Raw genomic sequence first — 16157 nt, 5'->3', positions numbered from 1 at the left:
CGACCAAAGGATTTGATGTCCTGAAGACGGCTCTGCGCAAGCCGTTCTCCGGCTGAGTCCTCGCGGCAAGTCGCGCAGGACGTGACAGAAAAAGGCGCAACGTTCGAGCACCCGAGACGATGTCTGTTGCAACATTGACTCCACGTGCGTATCCACGATCTCAGATCACTCACGGGTCTCTTCTCCGGCGTATGGATGGCCATGGAATGGCGAGCAATCTTTCACTGAAAGGCTCTCAGACCCAATCGTCATGCATGGGCCGGACACGTATCTGACGCTGCTATTGTCGCTGCCTGATGCGCCTCTCAAGATCAACGTGGCGGTTGTTCGATGGGGCCCGCCAAGTGTATTCGGTGTGAAGTTTCAATATGTTGAGGCGACCATCCATGAACGGTTCGCTCAATATCTGTCGACGCTGAATCTTCACGTTGACTCCTCTCACATCATCGTTATCCATAGACCGGAGACCCGGCGGACCCTGACATCCGTCTCTCGCCACTAAGGTGATAGCTGTGAGACGTGGTGGCGAGGGACTTCCCACGTACATGCTTTGCACACCTGATGTAATTTTTAGTGGACTTTAATGCCCGGCGCCAAGGTACTTATGACCATTGACATAATAACGTATATATACATACTTACAATAGTGGTCATCACTAAGTGAAAAATGTGTTCCGCGCGAAGATTCTCTGAGGCTTTTGATCGCATAGGTCGCGTGAATCGCAGCTCTGAAGGACTCGTAAGTGTAGCGCGAGCGTCTGCGCCAGCACGGAAATGGGACTATCATTTGGCAAAGTACTTTCCAGAACGTAGGCTCGCTCTCTTCCCGCCTTCTCGCTGTAGATGGATGCATGAGCCTGTGCGACCATATCGGTTCTGCTCCATGATCACCTCGCGGGTGATGATGAGATAGATTCCGTCAAGATCATGGACCGTGCCATAGGATAAGCCCGCGAGTCGGGTCGGCGTGCCGGCATAGAACATGGAGGACTTCATGGACTTTCGCGAAGATCTGAAACAGGAAGAGCTTCTTGTCTTAGAAGGCTATGGACGCAGCCTGTGCTCGGCGCCCGGCGAAAGGCTCTCCTTCAATCCCAACCATGAAGCTCTCTTTGTGATGAGTGGTGTGCTGCAAGCGAAAGCCATCAATGCAACCGGCAAGACTATTGTCCGGAGATATACAACCGGCGACGTGCTCAATGAGTTGTCCGTCGTGGCCGCCCACGTTTCTCTATTGAGTGTGAGTGCCTTGATGCCCAGCGTGTCTCTTGTCCTGAGCCAGGCCAATGTGGAGTCGCTCATTACTGAGCAGCCAAAAGTGGCTGCAAAGTTGTTTCGCCATTTCGCCAAACTGATTATTTATCGGACGGTCTCACCGCACTCCAACGGCCCCTCCTCCCATGTCGCGCGGCGTGCGCCTGAGCCGCTTTCACAGGCGTCCTAAGTCTCGCCGCGAGTTCCGAAGGAGTTCACCATACCCGCACTGCCACGTCCGACGCCCAACCGACTCCTGCAGAGCTCATCCCGGCCGACCCCGGGACTACGTCATTTGAATCGAACCAGTAGATATACTAGATTCGTTTATCCCTTGCTTGCGCAGTTTTTTGCCGTCCGATGAAGGGGGCGCACGTCCCTACCACGTCGTAGCGACCTATGGTAGTGATTTGCAAGGAGGTTTTACATCATGCGGGAGGCGGGGCGAGTCCCTCCACTCATTTTCCGCTATGGTATTCCGCTCTTTGCAGTGGCCTGTGCACTTGGCCTCACCTCTACGATCCTTCCGATCCTGCCGGGCGTAATATTCTTGCCGCTTCTTCTTGCCGTCGCGATCAGCGCTTGGTACGGCCGGCGCATCGGCGGGTTCGTCGGTGTCGTTAGCGGTAGCCTTGGAAGCGCCTTTTTTCATCTTCCACCCGTGTACTCGTTTCGAATCGCTGCCCCGGATGATGCCACCCGTCTTGCTGTCTTTGTGCTTGCGGCAGGAGTGTTGGTGTGGTTTCTCGACTCTCGGCAACATCTGTCGGATCAATTGGCCATGCTCCTGCAGCAGGCAACGGAGCGGGAGCGCATCGTGCGGCAGAAACAGCAGGAAGTCATCCATGCGGGCAAACTGGCGACCATAGGGCAGCTTGCGGCAGGCATCATGCACGAACTCAATAACCCCCTGAACAACGTGAATTTGTATCTGAGTATGCTGCGGGACCTTGCCCGCACTGACGAGCTCGACTATGCGAAAGTCACGTCTGCGATCGAGGAGGCTCAGGGGCAGGTTAGGCGTGCGGCTGAAATTGTCTCCCATCTGCGTGTGTTCGCACGAGGAGGCGAAGCTCCGCAGCACCCGTGTTGCATAGACGACGTCATCCACCGGGCCCTGAGCTTCGTTCAAGACCCGCTGCGACTCGCCAGCGTTACGGCGACCTTCACCCGTTCCCCCGTCGACATGTTTATCAAGGGCAACGAAACACAGCTGGAACAGGTGCTCGTGAATCTCTTACTCAATGCCAAAGACGCGATGAGCGACGCCTCGATCAAACGGATCACGATTGCGAGCAGACAAGAAAATGGATCGGTGATCGTGGAGGTTGACGATACAGGCCCAGGCGTTGCGCCGGAGATTGCTCATGTCCTTTTCACACCGTTTATTACGACCAAACCTTCAGGTGTCGGCCTCGGACTTGGTCTCTCGATTTGCGCGAACATCATGCATGCGCATCGCGGTCGCATCGAAGTTAGAAGTAGTCCTGCCGGGGGCGCCCGTTTCGTCCTCACCTTCCCGGTCACTCAGTCGGCCATTCCATTGGAGACAGCGCCGGAACAGGTGCCTTATAGTTTGTGAGACCGCGGCTTGCTCTGACCGCGGTCGAGCCTCGTTCACCCGCAATTCCCAACTTCCTAATGGGATCGTCCGCTGCCTTAGAGATTTCTAAGCTTTAATTAATCCTCCGCTCATATTCGCCTGTTACGTTTCTCGGAGCTCAGAATTATTCCTGAATTAAACATGGATGTATTGGGGTTGTTGTTCATCGAGTCTCGATTGGATCGTGACATGCCTGCGATGGCTCACGTCTATGTGAGATCCCGCACCCTCTCTCGACCACAGCGAAACAGGGAGGCACACGTGCTTACCCCAGGCAGCGCGAATTGGCATCAGTTCGAGAGGGAACTGGATCGCCTTCAATGCGAGCTGGACGACATTAGGCGAGAAGCACAGCTACGCTTCGCCAACTCGAGCGCCAAGCGATATAGGACAGGTTCGGGAGCCCTTCGTCTCCTTCGTGGAAGGCGCTACGCGAAAGACGACGGCTTATCCTGAGTCGAATAGGGTGCGCGACCCGGGGACCATTGATTTTCAGCCGGCATGACGAGGAGAAGATGATCCCTGACGGTTGACCCGTTCAGGGAAGCCATGGCCCTATAAGCTTCTCGACTTGTTCCCATCGCAACAAACCCGAATTGCAGCGAGCTCCCCTCTTTATTCCTTACCACCTCGGCTTTGAAGACCGTTCCAAAGTTGTTAAACAAATCAGCCAGGTCCTCACTGCTGAACCAGGCGGGCAAGCCATCTACAAACAAGTTCATCGTGACCTCACAATAGGGACGACCAATCGAAGGAGGGAGGCCGTCATCCCAATACTCGACTGCACTGCCGCCATTTGCTGTTAATAATGATCCTTATACACCCGACGTATTAGGTGCAAAATAGGATCAAACGGAACCATGACTGTCGGCCATGTGCTTAGGACAAACAAACTAATAGAGCGGGGACCGGGGATGATATAGTGCTTCTAGATTATTCGGCTGATGACCTTCGAGGCGCGAAACCATGAGGCATCGTAAGTGCGCAGACTGCTTCATAAGATCGTAGGCCACAACCGAGCTCCGTATCGGAGGAACACGTACGTGTGCGGATATACGCACTAATCTTAAGATCGCCGACGTGCCTTCCGATACAACAACAGAGCCTGAACATGTCATCATTCATTCAAGAGATCGATGCCCGCACGCAACTGGCCGGCGCCAACCGTTTTGAAATATTACTGTTCTCCATGGGTGTCGCTGAGATCTACGGTATCAACGTCTTCAAGGTGCGAGAAGTGTTTTCCTTGCCGGTCTTGACCCGCCTGCCTGAAACGGACGCCCGCATTGAAGGGCTGCTGTCCGTGCGCGGGACGACGCTGCCTGTGATTGATCTTCGGAACGTGCTGGGCCTTCCGGAATTTCCCCGCCAGGACGGCAAAGCCGACCATCTCATCGTCACGGAATACAATCGGAATGTTCAGGCGTTCCATGTACGGCATGTCGACCGGATCGTCCGTGTGTCGTGGAGTCAGGTGGCACCGCCGCCGGAACTTGTTCAAAATAAGCTCAAACCCGGAACCATTACGGCGGTGGCCAAGATCGATGCGGACACGACCGTGCTCCTCGTTGATGTGGAAAAGATATTGAGCGACCTGATGCCGGAACATGAAGATGCGCTTGTACAGCAGGTGCAGGCTGCACCAACGGCCTTGACCGGCAAACGGGTCCTGTTTGCTGACGATTCAGCGGTGGCCCGCACGCAGATTCGCAAGACGCTTGCGCGCCTCGGCGTCAAAGGAATTGAGACGACCACCGGCCAGCAAGCCTGGGACATGCTCGTTCATCTTGCGGACGAAGCTGAGGCACAGCACAAGGCTGTGGGGGACATCATCTATCTCGTGTTAAGCGACGTCGAAATGCCCACCATGGACGGCTTTACGCTGACAAAGCGCATCCGGGCCGATGCACGATTCCATGATATCCCGATTATTCTCCATTCGTCGCTCACCGGCGTCTGCAATCGTGAACACGGCAAAGCCGTCGGCGCCACGGACTATGTCGGTAAGTTCGATCCGCAAGAACTGAGCGCGGTTGTATTAAAATACTGTGCCGAGGGCGCGACACCTCGGCTGAACCAGCCCGCCGCTCTCTCACACATTCCATAGTTTCAACCCGGTCAGAGACGCACTAGGCACTCCTCCGGCTGTCGGCAGCGCCGATAAACGTTTCGGCCTTGATTCGCGCCGACCTTGGTGTTCCCACACACCCGGCTGACTTGCTGCGGTGGTATAGGCGCGCCCGAAACCGGCAATGAACTGGGCGGACTGGATGTTGAGTTGCCAGAGTTGGAAGTCCGCGAGAGCCAGGGTGACGGTCGCATCGGGAAAACGCTCGGTGAATTGACGAGCCGATAGGTCATACGTCGGGGATTCCCGATCGAGGGAATGTGCCGTTCCTTGCAAGATGAGTCGTTTCAGGGCGAGAGGATTTTTCTCCGGCCCGTCGCGTTCCATGATCAGAAGCGACATGCGTGGGTCGCGAAGCAGATTCCGTGTGTGCGCCGCTAATGTGCTGATGTGCAAGAGGAGATCGGTCCACCCTTGTACAGACACGAAAGGCACCGCCGATGCCAGCGGGAAGGCTTCGCCGATGGTGGCCAGCATGCCCACCCGTGTGGCGTGGAGCAGCGATTGAACTTCAGCCTCGATATGCATGAGCGATTTTACCTTCCGTAATGTTAAACGGTGGTGTGTAGTAATGGGCTTTGATTCGGCCCGCCGTGTTATCCGATGAGCTGCTCGATCTTCTCCACGAGCACCCGCACGGGAAACGGTTTGATGAGATATCCCTCGACCTGCAAGGCATACAACACGTCGGGCGCGGGAAGCAACGACGCGGTGGCAGTAATGAGCATCACTGGAATATGCTTCAATTCCTCGTCGTCTTTCAGCTGCCGACAAGCGTCCAGTCCATCGAGCAATGGCATGCACACGTCCAAGATCACAAGATCAGGCTGGTGACGCCGTACCAGCTCTAAGGCGTCCTGACCATTTACGCCGGCGGCGATCTCATAGCCGCGCTTCGTGAGGGGCAGCGTCATGAACGCGACCATATCGGGATCATCATCTGCCACGACAATGCGCTTCGACATATGAGCCGCCTTTTCCGGTGTCACTCCAAGTGGGTTCAATCAGTGACCTGATGATTTCTGTTTCGCGCCGCCTCGTTCGTCACGTCTGTCTGCTCCAAAAGGCAATTGAGCGCTTCGGCAGGCGTAATACGGTCGACCAGGTGAGCAGGAACCTCCGCCGGACTCATGACCCGCCGGATAGAGAGGTCCCGTCGTGCATGAAGGTCCACCACATGTACCTCAAGCTCCGAACTGCGTTCCTCATACGCCATGACAACAGGTCGAAGCCGGTCTCGCGAGTTGGTGTACAGCACGATGCCGATTGAGCCATCGGTTAACTCCAGCAGCGTGCCGGGCGGGTAGACGCTTATCACGCGGACCAGTCCAATGATGACCTTGACTGATAATTGTTGCTGGCGCTTCACATAGAGGTCCGCTAAGGCTTGATTCGGATGAAGGCGGTGATGGGCCTCGCGTGGATTGGTGAGATACTGATATTCGTCGATCACGCGAACAATCTTCGCGAGCGGAAGAATCTGCTCGTCGGTTAATCGTCTTGGATAGCCGGTTCCGTTCATGCATTCGTGATGCTGGGCGACGATGTCTGCCACTCCGCGCGGTATGCGAAAGAGTGGGTCCAGCATTTCTTTGCTATACAAGGGATGCAGTTCAAACAAACTCTTCTCTGCTCGGGTGAGCGGCTCTGTCTTCAATCGGATTTGGGACGGCAACCGCTGCTCGCCGATATCATGAAGGAGTGCCGCCATCCCCAGGATTCTCATTTCTTGCGGCTCGAGCTCCAATTCCCGCCCGACCAGCAATGAGAGGATGCAGCAATGAAGGCCGTGGGTCGCGTGCGCGCGTTCCGAGACATTCAGGTGCAAGACGTCCGCCAATGCGACTGGTGTCTCTCTCTTCATAATCTGATCTACAAGAGTCTGTACGAGTGCGCTGACACTGCTGCTGCCGGCTTCCTGTCCCGCGCATAGTTGCCGCAGACAATCCGAACTCTTCCGGAGAGTGTCCCGATAGGCCTGATTCGCTTGTCGGAGTCCACTCCGAATAGTGGAGGAAGACAGCGCTTGACGAGGGGGGCGATCATCACCGGGGTCAACCAACTCAGTGGGAATGCTTTCGAGTCCATCAAGACATGCTCCGTCAAGGCAAAGATCCGGCTGCGGTTCTGAATCAGGGGCAGGTCTATACGAAGCGGGATGGTAATGAACCGTGGTCAAGTTGAGGTCGCGGAGCGTTCCAATCTGTTTTGCCGACCTTATCCGAAAGCGGTTTTTTGGAAAGGGGTGTTTATACCAGGGGCAATTCAGCCAGATTTCCATCCCGACCGCAAGACGGTCTATGGAAATCGGTTCGTACCCTTCGTCGTGTGGATCTGTTTGCAGTGTCCAAGCCACTGAATGTCGATCGCCGCTGTTTCTCTTTATTCATCGGATGGCGCTCCTTGAAACTGTAGGCCAGGCCTGTCTCGTATGCTCGATGCACTGGAAGATCAACAGGCCTGGAAGCGATTACGCTTCTAGTCGCTCGTCGCGACTCGATCCCCATAACTCCTCCATCAACACTTTGGCGCAGGCGATGAAGGGAATCGCCAACAGTAAGCCGAGGACGCCGCCAATTGCTCCGCCGACCAGCACGGCCAGTAGGACCGTCAGCCCGCTCATCTCCATCGTGCGACTTTGAATCCACGGCGTCAGAACCCATCCCTCGAGAAAGGCGACAACGATGAACACGACGCTGGGCCATAGCACCACGTCGTGCCAGGTCGGTGTCCCTCCTGATGAGACGGCGTCCAAGTACTTGAGGAATAGAGCGATGGGCCACCCTACAAGTGAAAGGTAGGGCACAATGGTCAGCGCTCCGCTAATGAGTCCGAGCAGCAAGGAGTAGGGAACATCGGACCACGCCCAACCGACCACAAGTCCGGTTGCGGTGATGATGCCGATCAGTAAGCGGCCGCGAATGAAACCGCTCACAGCCTCATTCATTCGATAGAGGATGCGCCGCACTTTGGCCCCCCGACCCCCTGGAACAAGGCGCTGAATCGTCGAGCGGACCTCGCCAAAGTGCCAGACCAGCAAGAAAAAGAAGATTGGCACCAACAATGTGGAGACCAGCACTTCCAAGGTGGTTGCCACGATCCGTCCTAACAAGCTGACCGCCTGACCGGTTCCTGTGAGGACCGGCGAGAGGGTCTCGACCGGTTTCTCCTGAAGGCCTTTTGCGAAACGCGCCAGATGATCGCTCATGTTCGCCAGCTGCAAGTGGTATCGGGTATCGACTGTCTTGATGTAGTCGGGAGCACGAGCGGAAAGTGCTGTTACCTGATCAGTCAATAAGGGACCGACCCATGTCACAAGCAGTACCATGCAGACCGTGAGGACGATCGTGAATAGGAGTGCGGCGCCCCATCTCGGTACTCCAATCCTTGAGACCATTGCTTCGACCAGGGGCTCGACGAGGTAGGCAAGGGCAAGGGCGATGAACACCGGTGCAAACAATCGGCGCAGATCGTAGATCAGCCAGAGGATCAATGCAATGAGCAGGAGTCCAACGAAATCCACAACAGGCTGGATTTGCCACAGATGACGGTCCGCAGTGCGAAGGGGACGGGGCGGTGCGGATCTCATGATACCACGCGTCCCGTGTTCATGCCGGGTAAGAGGTCGGCGGCTGGACCGAGATTCGCATTGGCCAATTTGGTGGTGACATAGGTGTATTCGGCGCCAAAGAACAGGATCATGGCTGAATAGTACACCCAAAGGAGAATGACCGCGAGCGACGACGCCGCTCCATAGGCTGAAGCTACACCGGTTTTCCCAAGATACAGCCCGATGCCGACCTTGCCGATAGTGAACAACATGGCCGTCACAAACGCTCCGGTCCATACATGCCGCCAGGCGATCGAGGTGTCGGGCAAGATTTTGAACATCATCCCAAACAGGACAGTAAACAGTGCCACGGAAACGACGGCCGAGAGAGCATGAAGCAGCATTTCAGGCCCCGGAAGCAGCGTGCTAAAGAAACGGCCGACAGCCGCCACCGCTGTGCTTAATGCGAGCGACACAATTAAGAGAAAGCCTATGCCGATCACCAGGCAGAACGAAAAGATGCGGCCTTTCAACACTCGCCAGAGCGCAGTGGTGGACGTGTCCTGCGGTTTGATTCGCCAAATCAAATTCAGCGCATCTTGCAGTTCGACGAAGACTCCGGTCGATAGAACAACCATGCCCGCGAGGCTAATAACAGTCGCCGTCCCATTGGCGTCCGGTTGACGGGTGTGCTGGATCATACTTTGAATGGCCAGGGCGCTCTCCACACCTACTAAGCCCTGGATCTCTTCCATCAGCCGGCCTTCCACGGCTTCTTGTCCGAATATCATGCCCGCGACGGCAATGACGATGATTAACATGGGTGCTAAGGAGAAGAGCGTGTAGTAAGAGAGGGACGCGCTTAGACGCAACGCATTATCGCTCCACCATTTCATGCCTGCGTGTTTCAGGACTTGCCATTGTAATCGTAATCTCATGTGTATGGTGCACTGCACGTCTGTAAGCGCCGTGGGGTGAAGACGCCCGGGGAGCATTCGCATGCCGGCCAAGAATAAACAAACGTGTTACTTATTGTAGCCATCGACTATGCGCCACGCGGACGGATATTGAAGAAATATGCTGAAGGGCTAACGCTTACGCAGTGGTCGCCGTCTTGTGTCTTCTGCAGCACGGTGGAGTCATCATGGTTTCGGCAGGAGAGTGAGCCAATCAGAAAACCGAGTACACGCGTATGATGAAATGCTCGGCAGGAGGATCGCAACAGTGACCGGCCAGAGCAGACGCCGGCCACTATCTGGTTCTGATCACTGTCGTCTTTTGGTGGACTCCTGCGTGTCTCCCGGGAGCGGCATCCCGTAATACTCATAGATGATGAGCGCCTGTTCCTCGCTTGCCAAGTCGGGCCAATTGTTCTTATCGAAGCCCGGCGCCTGCTTCAAATCTTTCTTACTGACGTCAAGCACAATAGCTGTACGATCGCGTGTCAACTGGAGCGCCTCCCACGGCACCGCAAAGTATTTTTCCCCGATGCCGAGAAATCCTCCAAAATCAAGGACCGCATATCCGATGCTGCCGTCGGCAGGGTCAATGACAAGATCCTTGATGTCCCCAAGCTTGTTGCCCTCTGTGTCTTGAACCTTCATGCCTACTACAGCACTGACCTTCAGCACGCCGCTCTTATCGCGTGCCTCGACCGAGGGCGCGTTCGCCGTCAATACAGCCATGAGTGCCAACGTCACGATTCCAACTTGACGCATGATCATCCTCCACATAGTGAATCCCTTCTTCATTCTCATCCAAGTGAGACCCACTGGCAACCTCTATTCTCGCTTGCCCCACGGAGGATCGAAATCGCCAGCGAAAATGCTGATTGGTCTCATTGGAGATCCGCCAGAAGTGAGGTAAGCTAGCAGCCAAAGTCCCAATCCAAATTGGAATGTGGAAGGACAGTTTTCCTGGAATCAGTAGTGCTATACGACACACGAAAAATCTGACGTACGAAGGGATAGTGGACACTATGGCTACAAAGGGCAAATCCGGGCTTATCGGTATTCTCGTTGGGGGAGGACCGGCGCCCGGCATCAATAGCGTGATTGGAGCCGCCGCGATTCAAAGTATCGTAAGCGGTCGAACCGTCCTCGGAATACGAGACGGCTTTCGGTGGATTATGGAAGGTGACACGACGCGCGTAAAACCCTTGTCCATCGACGAAGTCAGCCGAATCCATTTTCGGGGCGGCAGCCATTTGGGCACATCGCGCGCCAATCCGACGAAAGACAGCCAGCATTTGGAGAGCACGCTAAAGACGCTTTTCCAGTTACAGATCTCCGGGCTCATCACGATCGGCGGGGACGATACTGCCTTTTCCGCATTGAAACTCGAACAGATGGCCCAAGGGCGCTTGCAGATCGTGCATGTCCCAAAGACAATCGACAATGATCTCGATCTTCCCCACGGGATCTCGACGTTCGGGTTTCAAACGGCGCGTCATGTAGGCGTTGATCTCCTGAAGAATCTCATGGTCGATGCGCAAACGACATCGCGTTGGTATTTGGTCGTCACCATGGGTCGCAAGGCCGGACATTTGGCGCTCGGAGTCGGGAAGGCGGCCGGTGCGACGCTGACGATCATCCCCGAGGAGTTTCGCCACAAACCTGTCCGGCTGGCGACGCTCGTCGACATTTTGACGGGCGCGATCGTGAAGCGCCTCACCATGGGACGCGCCGACGGCGTCGCCGTCCTTGCCGAGGGGCTTGCGGAATTATTAGACGGGCACGACTTGGCCGGACTGGAAGGTGTCAGTCGGGATCCCCACGGCCATTTGAGACTGGCGGAGGTCAATATCGGAGAAGTGTTGAAGCGGGCAGTCGCGCAACAGCTGGCCTCGTTCGGCATTCCTTGTACCCTCGTCGAGAAAAACATCGGATACGAACTGCGGTGCGCCGATCCCATCCCGTATGACATGGAGTATACGAGGGACCTCGGCTATTGTGCCGCGCAGTTTCTCCTGGAGGGCGGGAACGCCGCGATGGTATCCATTCAGAATGGACGTTTTACTCCGATTCCATTTGACCGCATGGTGGATCCAGCAACGGGACGAACACGGGTCCGTATGGTAGACATTGACTCCGAGTCTTATCACGTCGCTCGCCGGTTCATGATTCGGTTATGTGCTGAAGACTTGGAGGATCGAACGATGCTCGAGCGGCTGTCCGCGACGGTGGGACTGACACCACGCGCATTTCACGAACGGTTTGCCTACCTGCTGAATGAGGCATAAGGGAGCGGGTTCATGATCCTTTCGATTCCGCCGCCATCGCGTGCTTTTCCTGAAGGCCGATATTCATTTCGGCGGATAGAGCCACAGCCTTACTGTTCCATGGTCTACGCTACCGGTCACCCCACTTCCTTCCTTCCTACGTCACATCGGCAGTAGCGCCGACCACTGACAGTGAAGAGAGCATGTTTAATAGAGGCAGCATCTTACGTGGATCAGCAGCCAATGGAGAAGCGCTGAGGGTGAACTGAAGGGGCATATTTTCTGCGCTGGAGAGAGACACCGGCATTCATGTTGGAGGTCAAGGGTTCATGGACAATGAAACCAAAGCGAAGAGGATTCGTGAGTGGATCGATCCCGAAGAACGTGTGACGGTGGACTTCGAGGATGAGAGAGATCTCAATGCGGAAGTCACCGGGTGCAACGCGGAAGTCGTTACCCTCGCGCTTGAGACAGCCTTTCCGCATCTTCGGCAAGACCTGACGATCCCCTTAGGGAAGGTGGACGTCGGGGAGGATGAAGCAAAGTATACGCGCGATCCGGAGAAACCGCTTCGCTACGGCAGATTGCGATTAACCATCCATCAAAATCGACCTGAAATGGTGTAGGCGAGCGCCCGTTCTCCGGATGGGTATTCGCGGTATGGCACTACGGATTCATCGAACGGACTTTGGCGTGATGGGGAAGATCATCCCGGCCACGGCATGCCCTGACTCCTGAAACACGCTGACCTGAGTGGTCCATCCTTCTTCCGTACACCAACGGTGTTCGGGAAACGTTTCTGCTGCGGGATTACGTTTTCGACCTGATTGCTCAGCTTCGTCTTTCGTGCGACTATCGGACCCGGGATCTACTTCCCGTGCCTCCTACCCCTTTATCGACCACCGCTATGCGACGTGCTGTCATCAAGCGATGGCTTTTTGTGTGTCTCGTCCTGAGTGTCCTAGCGGCATCTTTCCTCCTTCTCGTCCACCGATCCGGCAAGGGCACCAGCCTCGCGAACGTTCCTGACACGGCGGCCCCGACCGTTGTCGAAATCGCCTCCGTGGCGATCGGTCGTGTCGACGAAATCGTACGGGCGGTAGGGACGTTGGAAGCCAACGAATCCGTCATGATACGGCCTGAAATCCCGGGGCTTATCACTCGGGTGTTGTTCACTGAGGGGCAGGCGGTGGAGAAGGGGATGGTCTTAATCGAACTGGACGATTCAGAACTTCAAGCCCACATGGCGGATGCCGAGGCGCAATTGAAGATCGCCCGGCTCACCTACGATCGCATGATGCAACTGACGGGGAATCAGAATCCGTTCGTCTCGGAGCAGCAGATCGATCAAGCGATCAGCAGCTTGGGCATCGCCAAAGCCAATTATGCGCTGTACCAGACTCGTCTGGCCAAGACGAGAATCCGCGCGCCATTTTCCGGCTATGTCGGGATTCGCCGGATTTCGCCAGGCGACTATGTCCAGACTGGTCAGGACCTGGTTAATCTCGAAGATCTGCACACTTTGAAGATCGACTTTAAAGTTCCGGAGACATTCTTAACCCGGTTGTCGATCGGACAGCGCGTAGAGATTGTCACGGATGCCGATCCGACGCATCCATTTAGCGGAGATATCTACGTCCTCGATCCACGGGTGGATTCTTCAAACCGTGCGGTCCGTGTGCGAGCACGGGTTCCCAACCAGGGGGGCACCCTCCGTCCCGGTTTGTTTGCCAACGTCAATCTCACCCTTGGGGAACACTCCAACGCCATGCTCGTGCCTGAAGAATCGGTCATCCCGCAACGCGATAAGAATTTCGTCTATCGAGTGCAGGATCACACGGCGCGATGGACGGAAGTGGCGCTTGGTATGCGCCAGGGCAACCGGGTGCAGATACTTGATGGCCTCCATGAAGGCGACGAAATCGTTCGCGTCGGACATCAGAAGATCAAGGATGGGACCACCGTCGCCGCGAAGTAAATGTATAAAAGGAAACGGCGCGGAAGGCTATTTCGACAGAATTCCACCCAAAACCGTTTCTACCTTTTGCCCGACACGGCTCGTCACCGCTGTTTCCTTGCGTCTCATTTGCCTGCGTGGCTCCATCGGTTCGAATTGCGCGAGATCGGTGGCCGGCACGAGCGCGCTTGACGTGAACATCTTGCTTCATCGTAGCGCCGTCGCGCCAGAGGAAGGCGGCGGGCGGTCTCCGATTCGATCATACAGGCATAGTCCTACCGCGCGGAATGAGCTGCGGACGTGTTCTTCCATGTCAAAGGCGTACTTGGCATGCTAGATCTCTTCCCGGTCCGGTTCCTTTTCGATTCGCTCAATGACCTCAGCCTTTCGTTGACACTCCACACACCGCCGGGCAAACGGGACCGCTTTCAGCCGTTCCGGAGTAATCTGGCGTCCGCAATCTTCACAGATTCCATAGGTGCCTTCGTTGAGTCGCCGCAATGCCTCATCAATTTGATTCCGCATGCGGTTCCGGACTTCCAGGATCGAGATCTGCTGATCCCCGGTCGAGTCTTGCAGGGACATATCCCCGGTGTCCGCGACCGATTGTTCGCGCTGTATCAGTTGATCGGTCCGATGTCTTGCCAAGAGTTCATCGATGTCGCGCGTCAAGACGTTCCGTCGCTCTAGGAGCATGGCCCTGAGAGCCTCTTTGCGGTCGTCCGGTTTTGTGTCGATCGCGTCTTGGCCCGCACCCGCGTTGTCTTCTACTTGGTTTCCATTCATGTCATCCCCCATAGCCCGTATCAGCGCACTGTATGGCCAAGTCCGGGATCCAGCTATCGGCTAACCGGCATTCGCGCTGAAAGGGCAGGCGAAGGAGGGCCCGATGTCACCGCTTACGCAGAATCAGTCGTCCGTGTCCCGACTATTGATCAGGTGGTGTCGGATGGCCAACAGTAGCGGCGCTGCTAGGCTGTCCAAAACATCCGGGAGGAGCTTCCATGCCGAATATCAACAACGCGCCGCAAAAACAGGCATCACGCATTATGCATTGGAAGAAGAGTCGGAAATCAGCGCGGCGTGCCTCCACGGGGAATGATCAAGGAGGAGATGAACGCGACATCGCAGCCCGGTAAGGACACTGGGGCGCAGACGCAGGCGCTGATGGGCTCGGAAGAGCCTACCATCTCGCGGCAAGGAGCAAAGGGTGGGAAAAGCAGTGGTTCGCCGGCAGGATTAACGCCGTCCAGCAAGAATAATAGTCGCCATGAAGCATACACCGTTCGAGAATCCATGCCGCAAGGATCCATCGCCAAGAAAAGAGCCGCTGAGCTTAAAGCCGCCGGCGCACGACCCGCTACGCAAGAGTCTCCTCGAGAAGACCCGTCGCCGGAGGAACTGCCGCTATGTGTTGCGCACGGCATGGTGCCAGGGGGTGTGCCACTTTACTGTGGATTCAATTGATCCATAGATAGTCGCCTAGAAACAGTACGCCAAGGGAAATCCCTACGCCCAGAGCAATGACCATCCAGATGCTCCTGTATCGCATCGACTCATCGGACTTGCGGCCGTTCAATGCGACGATGCTCTATCGTCCAGGCTTTCTCGACTGTTCGGGGTAAGGTCATAGTCGCCATATTGAAACTTTGTCATGACTCCGACCACGAGCGTGGCGATGAAAAAAAACAGAAAAAAGTAAAAGACAATCCGGAACGGTCCGATATAAGGCGTGTCGAACACTCCAAAAGCATATAAGGCCGTCACGAGTACGATTGTGCCTAAGACGACTAGGATGGCCATGGCGCCCCTCCTTTCCTTCTCTTTCGCGACACACGCCTACGCAACGATCGAGCGCTATGCCGCCGTGCTGACTAGGGATTCTAGTCGTCCAGTGAAGTCCTCAACAGTGGCAGTTGTCTGTCAGTCCATTGGCGCCAGTTCTGCACTCCAATCGGGTATGGGATCAAGCGCACTGATACGGACCCAGACAATTGTCTCGTGGGATCGCGATGCTTAGTGCATAAAACTTGGCTGTACGCGACCACCAGGTTGGGTTGAAAACGCAAGTATGTTATGTAATAGCGCTTCATTGGTGATAGGGTGGGAGATGAAACCACGGGTAACCGAACGTTTTCCCCTTCGTTCTCGTGTCTTTTTTTCAGGGATTGATGTCGCCGTGGAAGGGGAGGGCAGTCTCTCCGACCTTTCGAAAACCGGATGCCGGGTGCAAAGCGAGACACAGCCGCCGAACGGGATTGAACTGAAGCTGGAACTCTTTCTATCGGACTATTCGTGGCCGATGAGAGTCGATCGAGCGGTCGTTCGCTGGATAAAAGGCCGCACGTTCGGCCTCGAATTTATCAGTCTGCAAGCCGCCCAACGGGACCGATTGATTCGAGTCATCATGAAATTAAAGCAAGACGTCGGACATTAGAGCGAGCT

20 protein-coding genes are annotated in these 16157 nt (G+C 55.6%); 9 read left to right on the top strand and 11 right to left on the bottom strand.

Annotation, left to right across the window (positions count from 1 at the left end):
• Nucleotides 1-783 precede the first annotated feature (783 nt).
• Nucleotides 784-996: a hypothetical protein gene (locus tag ACWHYZ_RS22525; RefSeq protein WP_447984906.1), complete on the bottom strand. Its 213-nt coding sequence runs from the start codon at nucleotides 994-996 to the stop codon at nucleotides 784-786.
• Between ACWHYZ_RS22525 and ACWHYZ_RS22520 the strand changes: the two genes are divergently transcribed.
• Together ACWHYZ_RS22520 and ACWHYZ_RS22515 are read left to right on the top strand one after the other, a co-directional pair.
• Nucleotides 995-1444 (top strand): hypothetical protein, encoded by a 450-nt coding sequence (locus ACWHYZ_RS22520; protein ID WP_447984905.1) that lies wholly within the window; start codon nucleotides 995-997, stop codon nucleotides 1442-1444. The two genes, ACWHYZ_RS22525 and ACWHYZ_RS22520, sit on opposite strands and share 2 nt — an antisense overlap.
• Nucleotides 1445-1684: 240 nt before the next feature.
• A complete protein-coding gene (locus ACWHYZ_RS22515; RefSeq protein WP_447984904.1) occupies nucleotides 1685-2836 on the top strand; it encodes a sensor histidine kinase in 1152 nt (383 codons plus the stop codon).
• A gap of 449 nt (nucleotides 2837-3285) precedes the next feature.
• On the opposite strand, the gene ACWHYZ_RS22510 is transcribed toward ACWHYZ_RS22515, so the two are convergent.
• Nucleotides 3286-3579 carry an RNA recognition motif domain-containing protein gene (locus ACWHYZ_RS22510; protein WP_447984903.1) on the bottom strand — a complete coding sequence of 98 codons (294 nt, stop codon included), beginning with the start codon at nucleotides 3577-3579 and terminating at the stop codon, nucleotides 3286-3288.
• 389 nt (nucleotides 3580-3968) lie between these two features.
• Here ACWHYZ_RS22510 and ACWHYZ_RS22505 point away from each other — a divergent pair, with 389 nt between their 5' ends.
• On the top strand, nucleotides 3969-4964 hold the full coding sequence (locus ACWHYZ_RS22505) for a chemotaxis protein (protein ID WP_447984902.1): 996 nt from the start codon (nucleotides 3969-3971) through the stop codon (nucleotides 4962-4964).
• Here ACWHYZ_RS22505 and ACWHYZ_RS22500 read toward each other — a convergent pair.
• From ACWHYZ_RS22500 to ACWHYZ_RS22475, 6 genes are all read right to left on the bottom strand, one after another.
• The gene (locus tag ACWHYZ_RS22500) at nucleotides 4950-5513 is read right to left on the bottom strand and encodes a HugZ family pyridoxamine 5'-phosphate oxidase (protein ID WP_447984901.1); all 564 of its coding nucleotides are present in this window, start codon (nucleotides 5511-5513) and stop codon (nucleotides 4950-4952) included. The genes ACWHYZ_RS22505 and ACWHYZ_RS22500 overlap by 15 nt on opposite strands.
• Nucleotides 5514-5581: 68 nt before the next feature.
• Nucleotides 5582-5950: a response regulator gene (locus ACWHYZ_RS22495; RefSeq protein WP_447984900.1), complete on the bottom strand. Its 369-nt coding sequence runs from the start codon at nucleotides 5948-5950 to the stop codon at nucleotides 5582-5584.
• 35 nt (nucleotides 5951-5985) lie between these two features.
• The gene (locus ACWHYZ_RS22490) at nucleotides 5986-7341 is read right to left on the bottom strand and encodes an HD-GYP domain-containing protein (protein WP_447984899.1); all 1356 of its coding nucleotides are present in this window, start codon (nucleotides 7339-7341) and stop codon (nucleotides 5986-5988) included.
• A gap of 114 nt (nucleotides 7342-7455) precedes the next feature.
• Nucleotides 7456-8574, bottom strand: a complete 1119-nt coding sequence (locus ACWHYZ_RS22485) for an AI-2E family transporter (RefSeq protein WP_447984898.1) — start codon at nucleotides 8572-8574, stop codon at nucleotides 7456-7458.
• On the bottom strand, nucleotides 8571-9473 hold the full coding sequence (locus ACWHYZ_RS22480; protein ID WP_447984897.1) for a YihY/virulence factor BrkB family protein: 903 nt from the start codon (nucleotides 9471-9473) through the stop codon (nucleotides 8571-8573). Before ACWHYZ_RS22480 ends, ACWHYZ_RS22485 begins: the two co-directional genes overlap by 4 nt.
• 327 nt (nucleotides 9474-9800) lie before the next feature.
• A complete protein-coding gene (locus ACWHYZ_RS22475) occupies nucleotides 9801-10253 on the bottom strand; it encodes a PRC-barrel domain-containing protein (protein ID WP_447984896.1) in 453 nt (150 codons plus the stop codon).
• A 260-nt stretch (nucleotides 10254-10513) separates the two neighbouring features.
• On the opposite strand from ACWHYZ_RS22475, the gene pfp reads away from it, so the two are divergent.
• The 3 genes from pfp to ACWHYZ_RS22460 all read left to right on the top strand — a co-directional run bounded on the left by pfp (nucleotide 10514) and on the right by ACWHYZ_RS22460 (nucleotide 13733).
• Nucleotides 10514-11776, top strand: coding sequence for a diphosphate--fructose-6-phosphate 1-phosphotransferase (gene pfp / locus ACWHYZ_RS22470; protein WP_447984895.1), 1263 nt, complete (start codon nucleotides 10514-10516; stop codon nucleotides 11774-11776).
• A 308-nt stretch (nucleotides 11777-12084) separates the two neighbouring features.
• The gene (locus tag ACWHYZ_RS22465) at nucleotides 12085-12381 is read left to right on the top strand and encodes a hypothetical protein (RefSeq protein ID WP_447984894.1); all 297 of its coding nucleotides are present in this window, start codon (nucleotides 12085-12087) and stop codon (nucleotides 12379-12381) included.
• A gap of 281 nt (nucleotides 12382-12662) precedes the next feature.
• Nucleotides 12663-13733: an efflux RND transporter periplasmic adaptor subunit gene (locus tag ACWHYZ_RS22460; RefSeq protein ID WP_447984893.1), complete on the top strand. Its 1071-nt coding sequence runs from the start codon at nucleotides 12663-12665 to the stop codon at nucleotides 13731-13733.
• A 27-nt stretch (nucleotides 13734-13760) separates the two neighbouring features.
• Here the strand turns inward: ACWHYZ_RS22460 and ACWHYZ_RS22455 are convergent, their stop codons facing one another.
• Together ACWHYZ_RS22455 and ACWHYZ_RS22450 are read right to left on the bottom strand one after the other, a co-directional pair.
• Nucleotides 13761-13913, bottom strand: a complete 153-nt coding sequence (locus ACWHYZ_RS22455) for a hypothetical protein (RefSeq protein ID WP_447984892.1) — start codon at nucleotides 13911-13913, stop codon at nucleotides 13761-13763.
• Between the two features lie 132 nt (nucleotides 13914-14045).
• Nucleotides 14046-14498, bottom strand: a complete 453-nt coding sequence (locus ACWHYZ_RS22450; protein WP_447984891.1) for a TraR/DksA family transcriptional regulator — start codon at nucleotides 14496-14498, stop codon at nucleotides 14046-14048.
• A gap of 103 nt (nucleotides 14499-14601) precedes the next feature.
• On the opposite strand from ACWHYZ_RS22450, the gene ACWHYZ_RS22445 reads away from it, so the two are divergent.
• Together ACWHYZ_RS22445 and ACWHYZ_RS22440 are read left to right on the top strand one after the other, a co-directional pair.
• Nucleotides 14602-14814, top strand: coding sequence for a hypothetical protein (locus ACWHYZ_RS22445; RefSeq protein ID WP_447984890.1), 213 nt, complete (start codon nucleotides 14602-14604; stop codon nucleotides 14812-14814).
• 11 nt (nucleotides 14815-14825) lie between these two features.
• Nucleotides 14826-15179, top strand: a complete 354-nt coding sequence (locus ACWHYZ_RS22440) for a hypothetical protein (protein ID WP_447984889.1) — start codon at nucleotides 14826-14828, stop codon at nucleotides 15177-15179.
• 108 nt (nucleotides 15180-15287) lie between these two features.
• On the opposite strand, the gene ACWHYZ_RS22435 is transcribed toward ACWHYZ_RS22440, so the two are convergent.
• On the bottom strand, nucleotides 15288-15515 hold the full coding sequence (locus ACWHYZ_RS22435) for a hypothetical protein (protein ID WP_447984888.1): 228 nt from the start codon (nucleotides 15513-15515) through the stop codon (nucleotides 15288-15290).
• Between the two features lie 307 nt (nucleotides 15516-15822).
• On the opposite strand from ACWHYZ_RS22435, the gene ACWHYZ_RS22430 reads away from it, so the two are divergent.
• Nucleotides 15823-16149: a PilZ domain-containing protein gene (locus ACWHYZ_RS22430; RefSeq protein ID WP_447984887.1), complete on the top strand. Its 327-nt coding sequence runs from the start codon at nucleotides 15823-15825 to the stop codon at nucleotides 16147-16149.
• Nucleotides 16150-16157: the final 8 nt, after the last annotated feature.

Source organism: Nitrospira sp. Nam74 (genome assembly GCF_965152615.1).
This window is presented reverse-complemented; position numbering and strand designations above follow the sequence as displayed.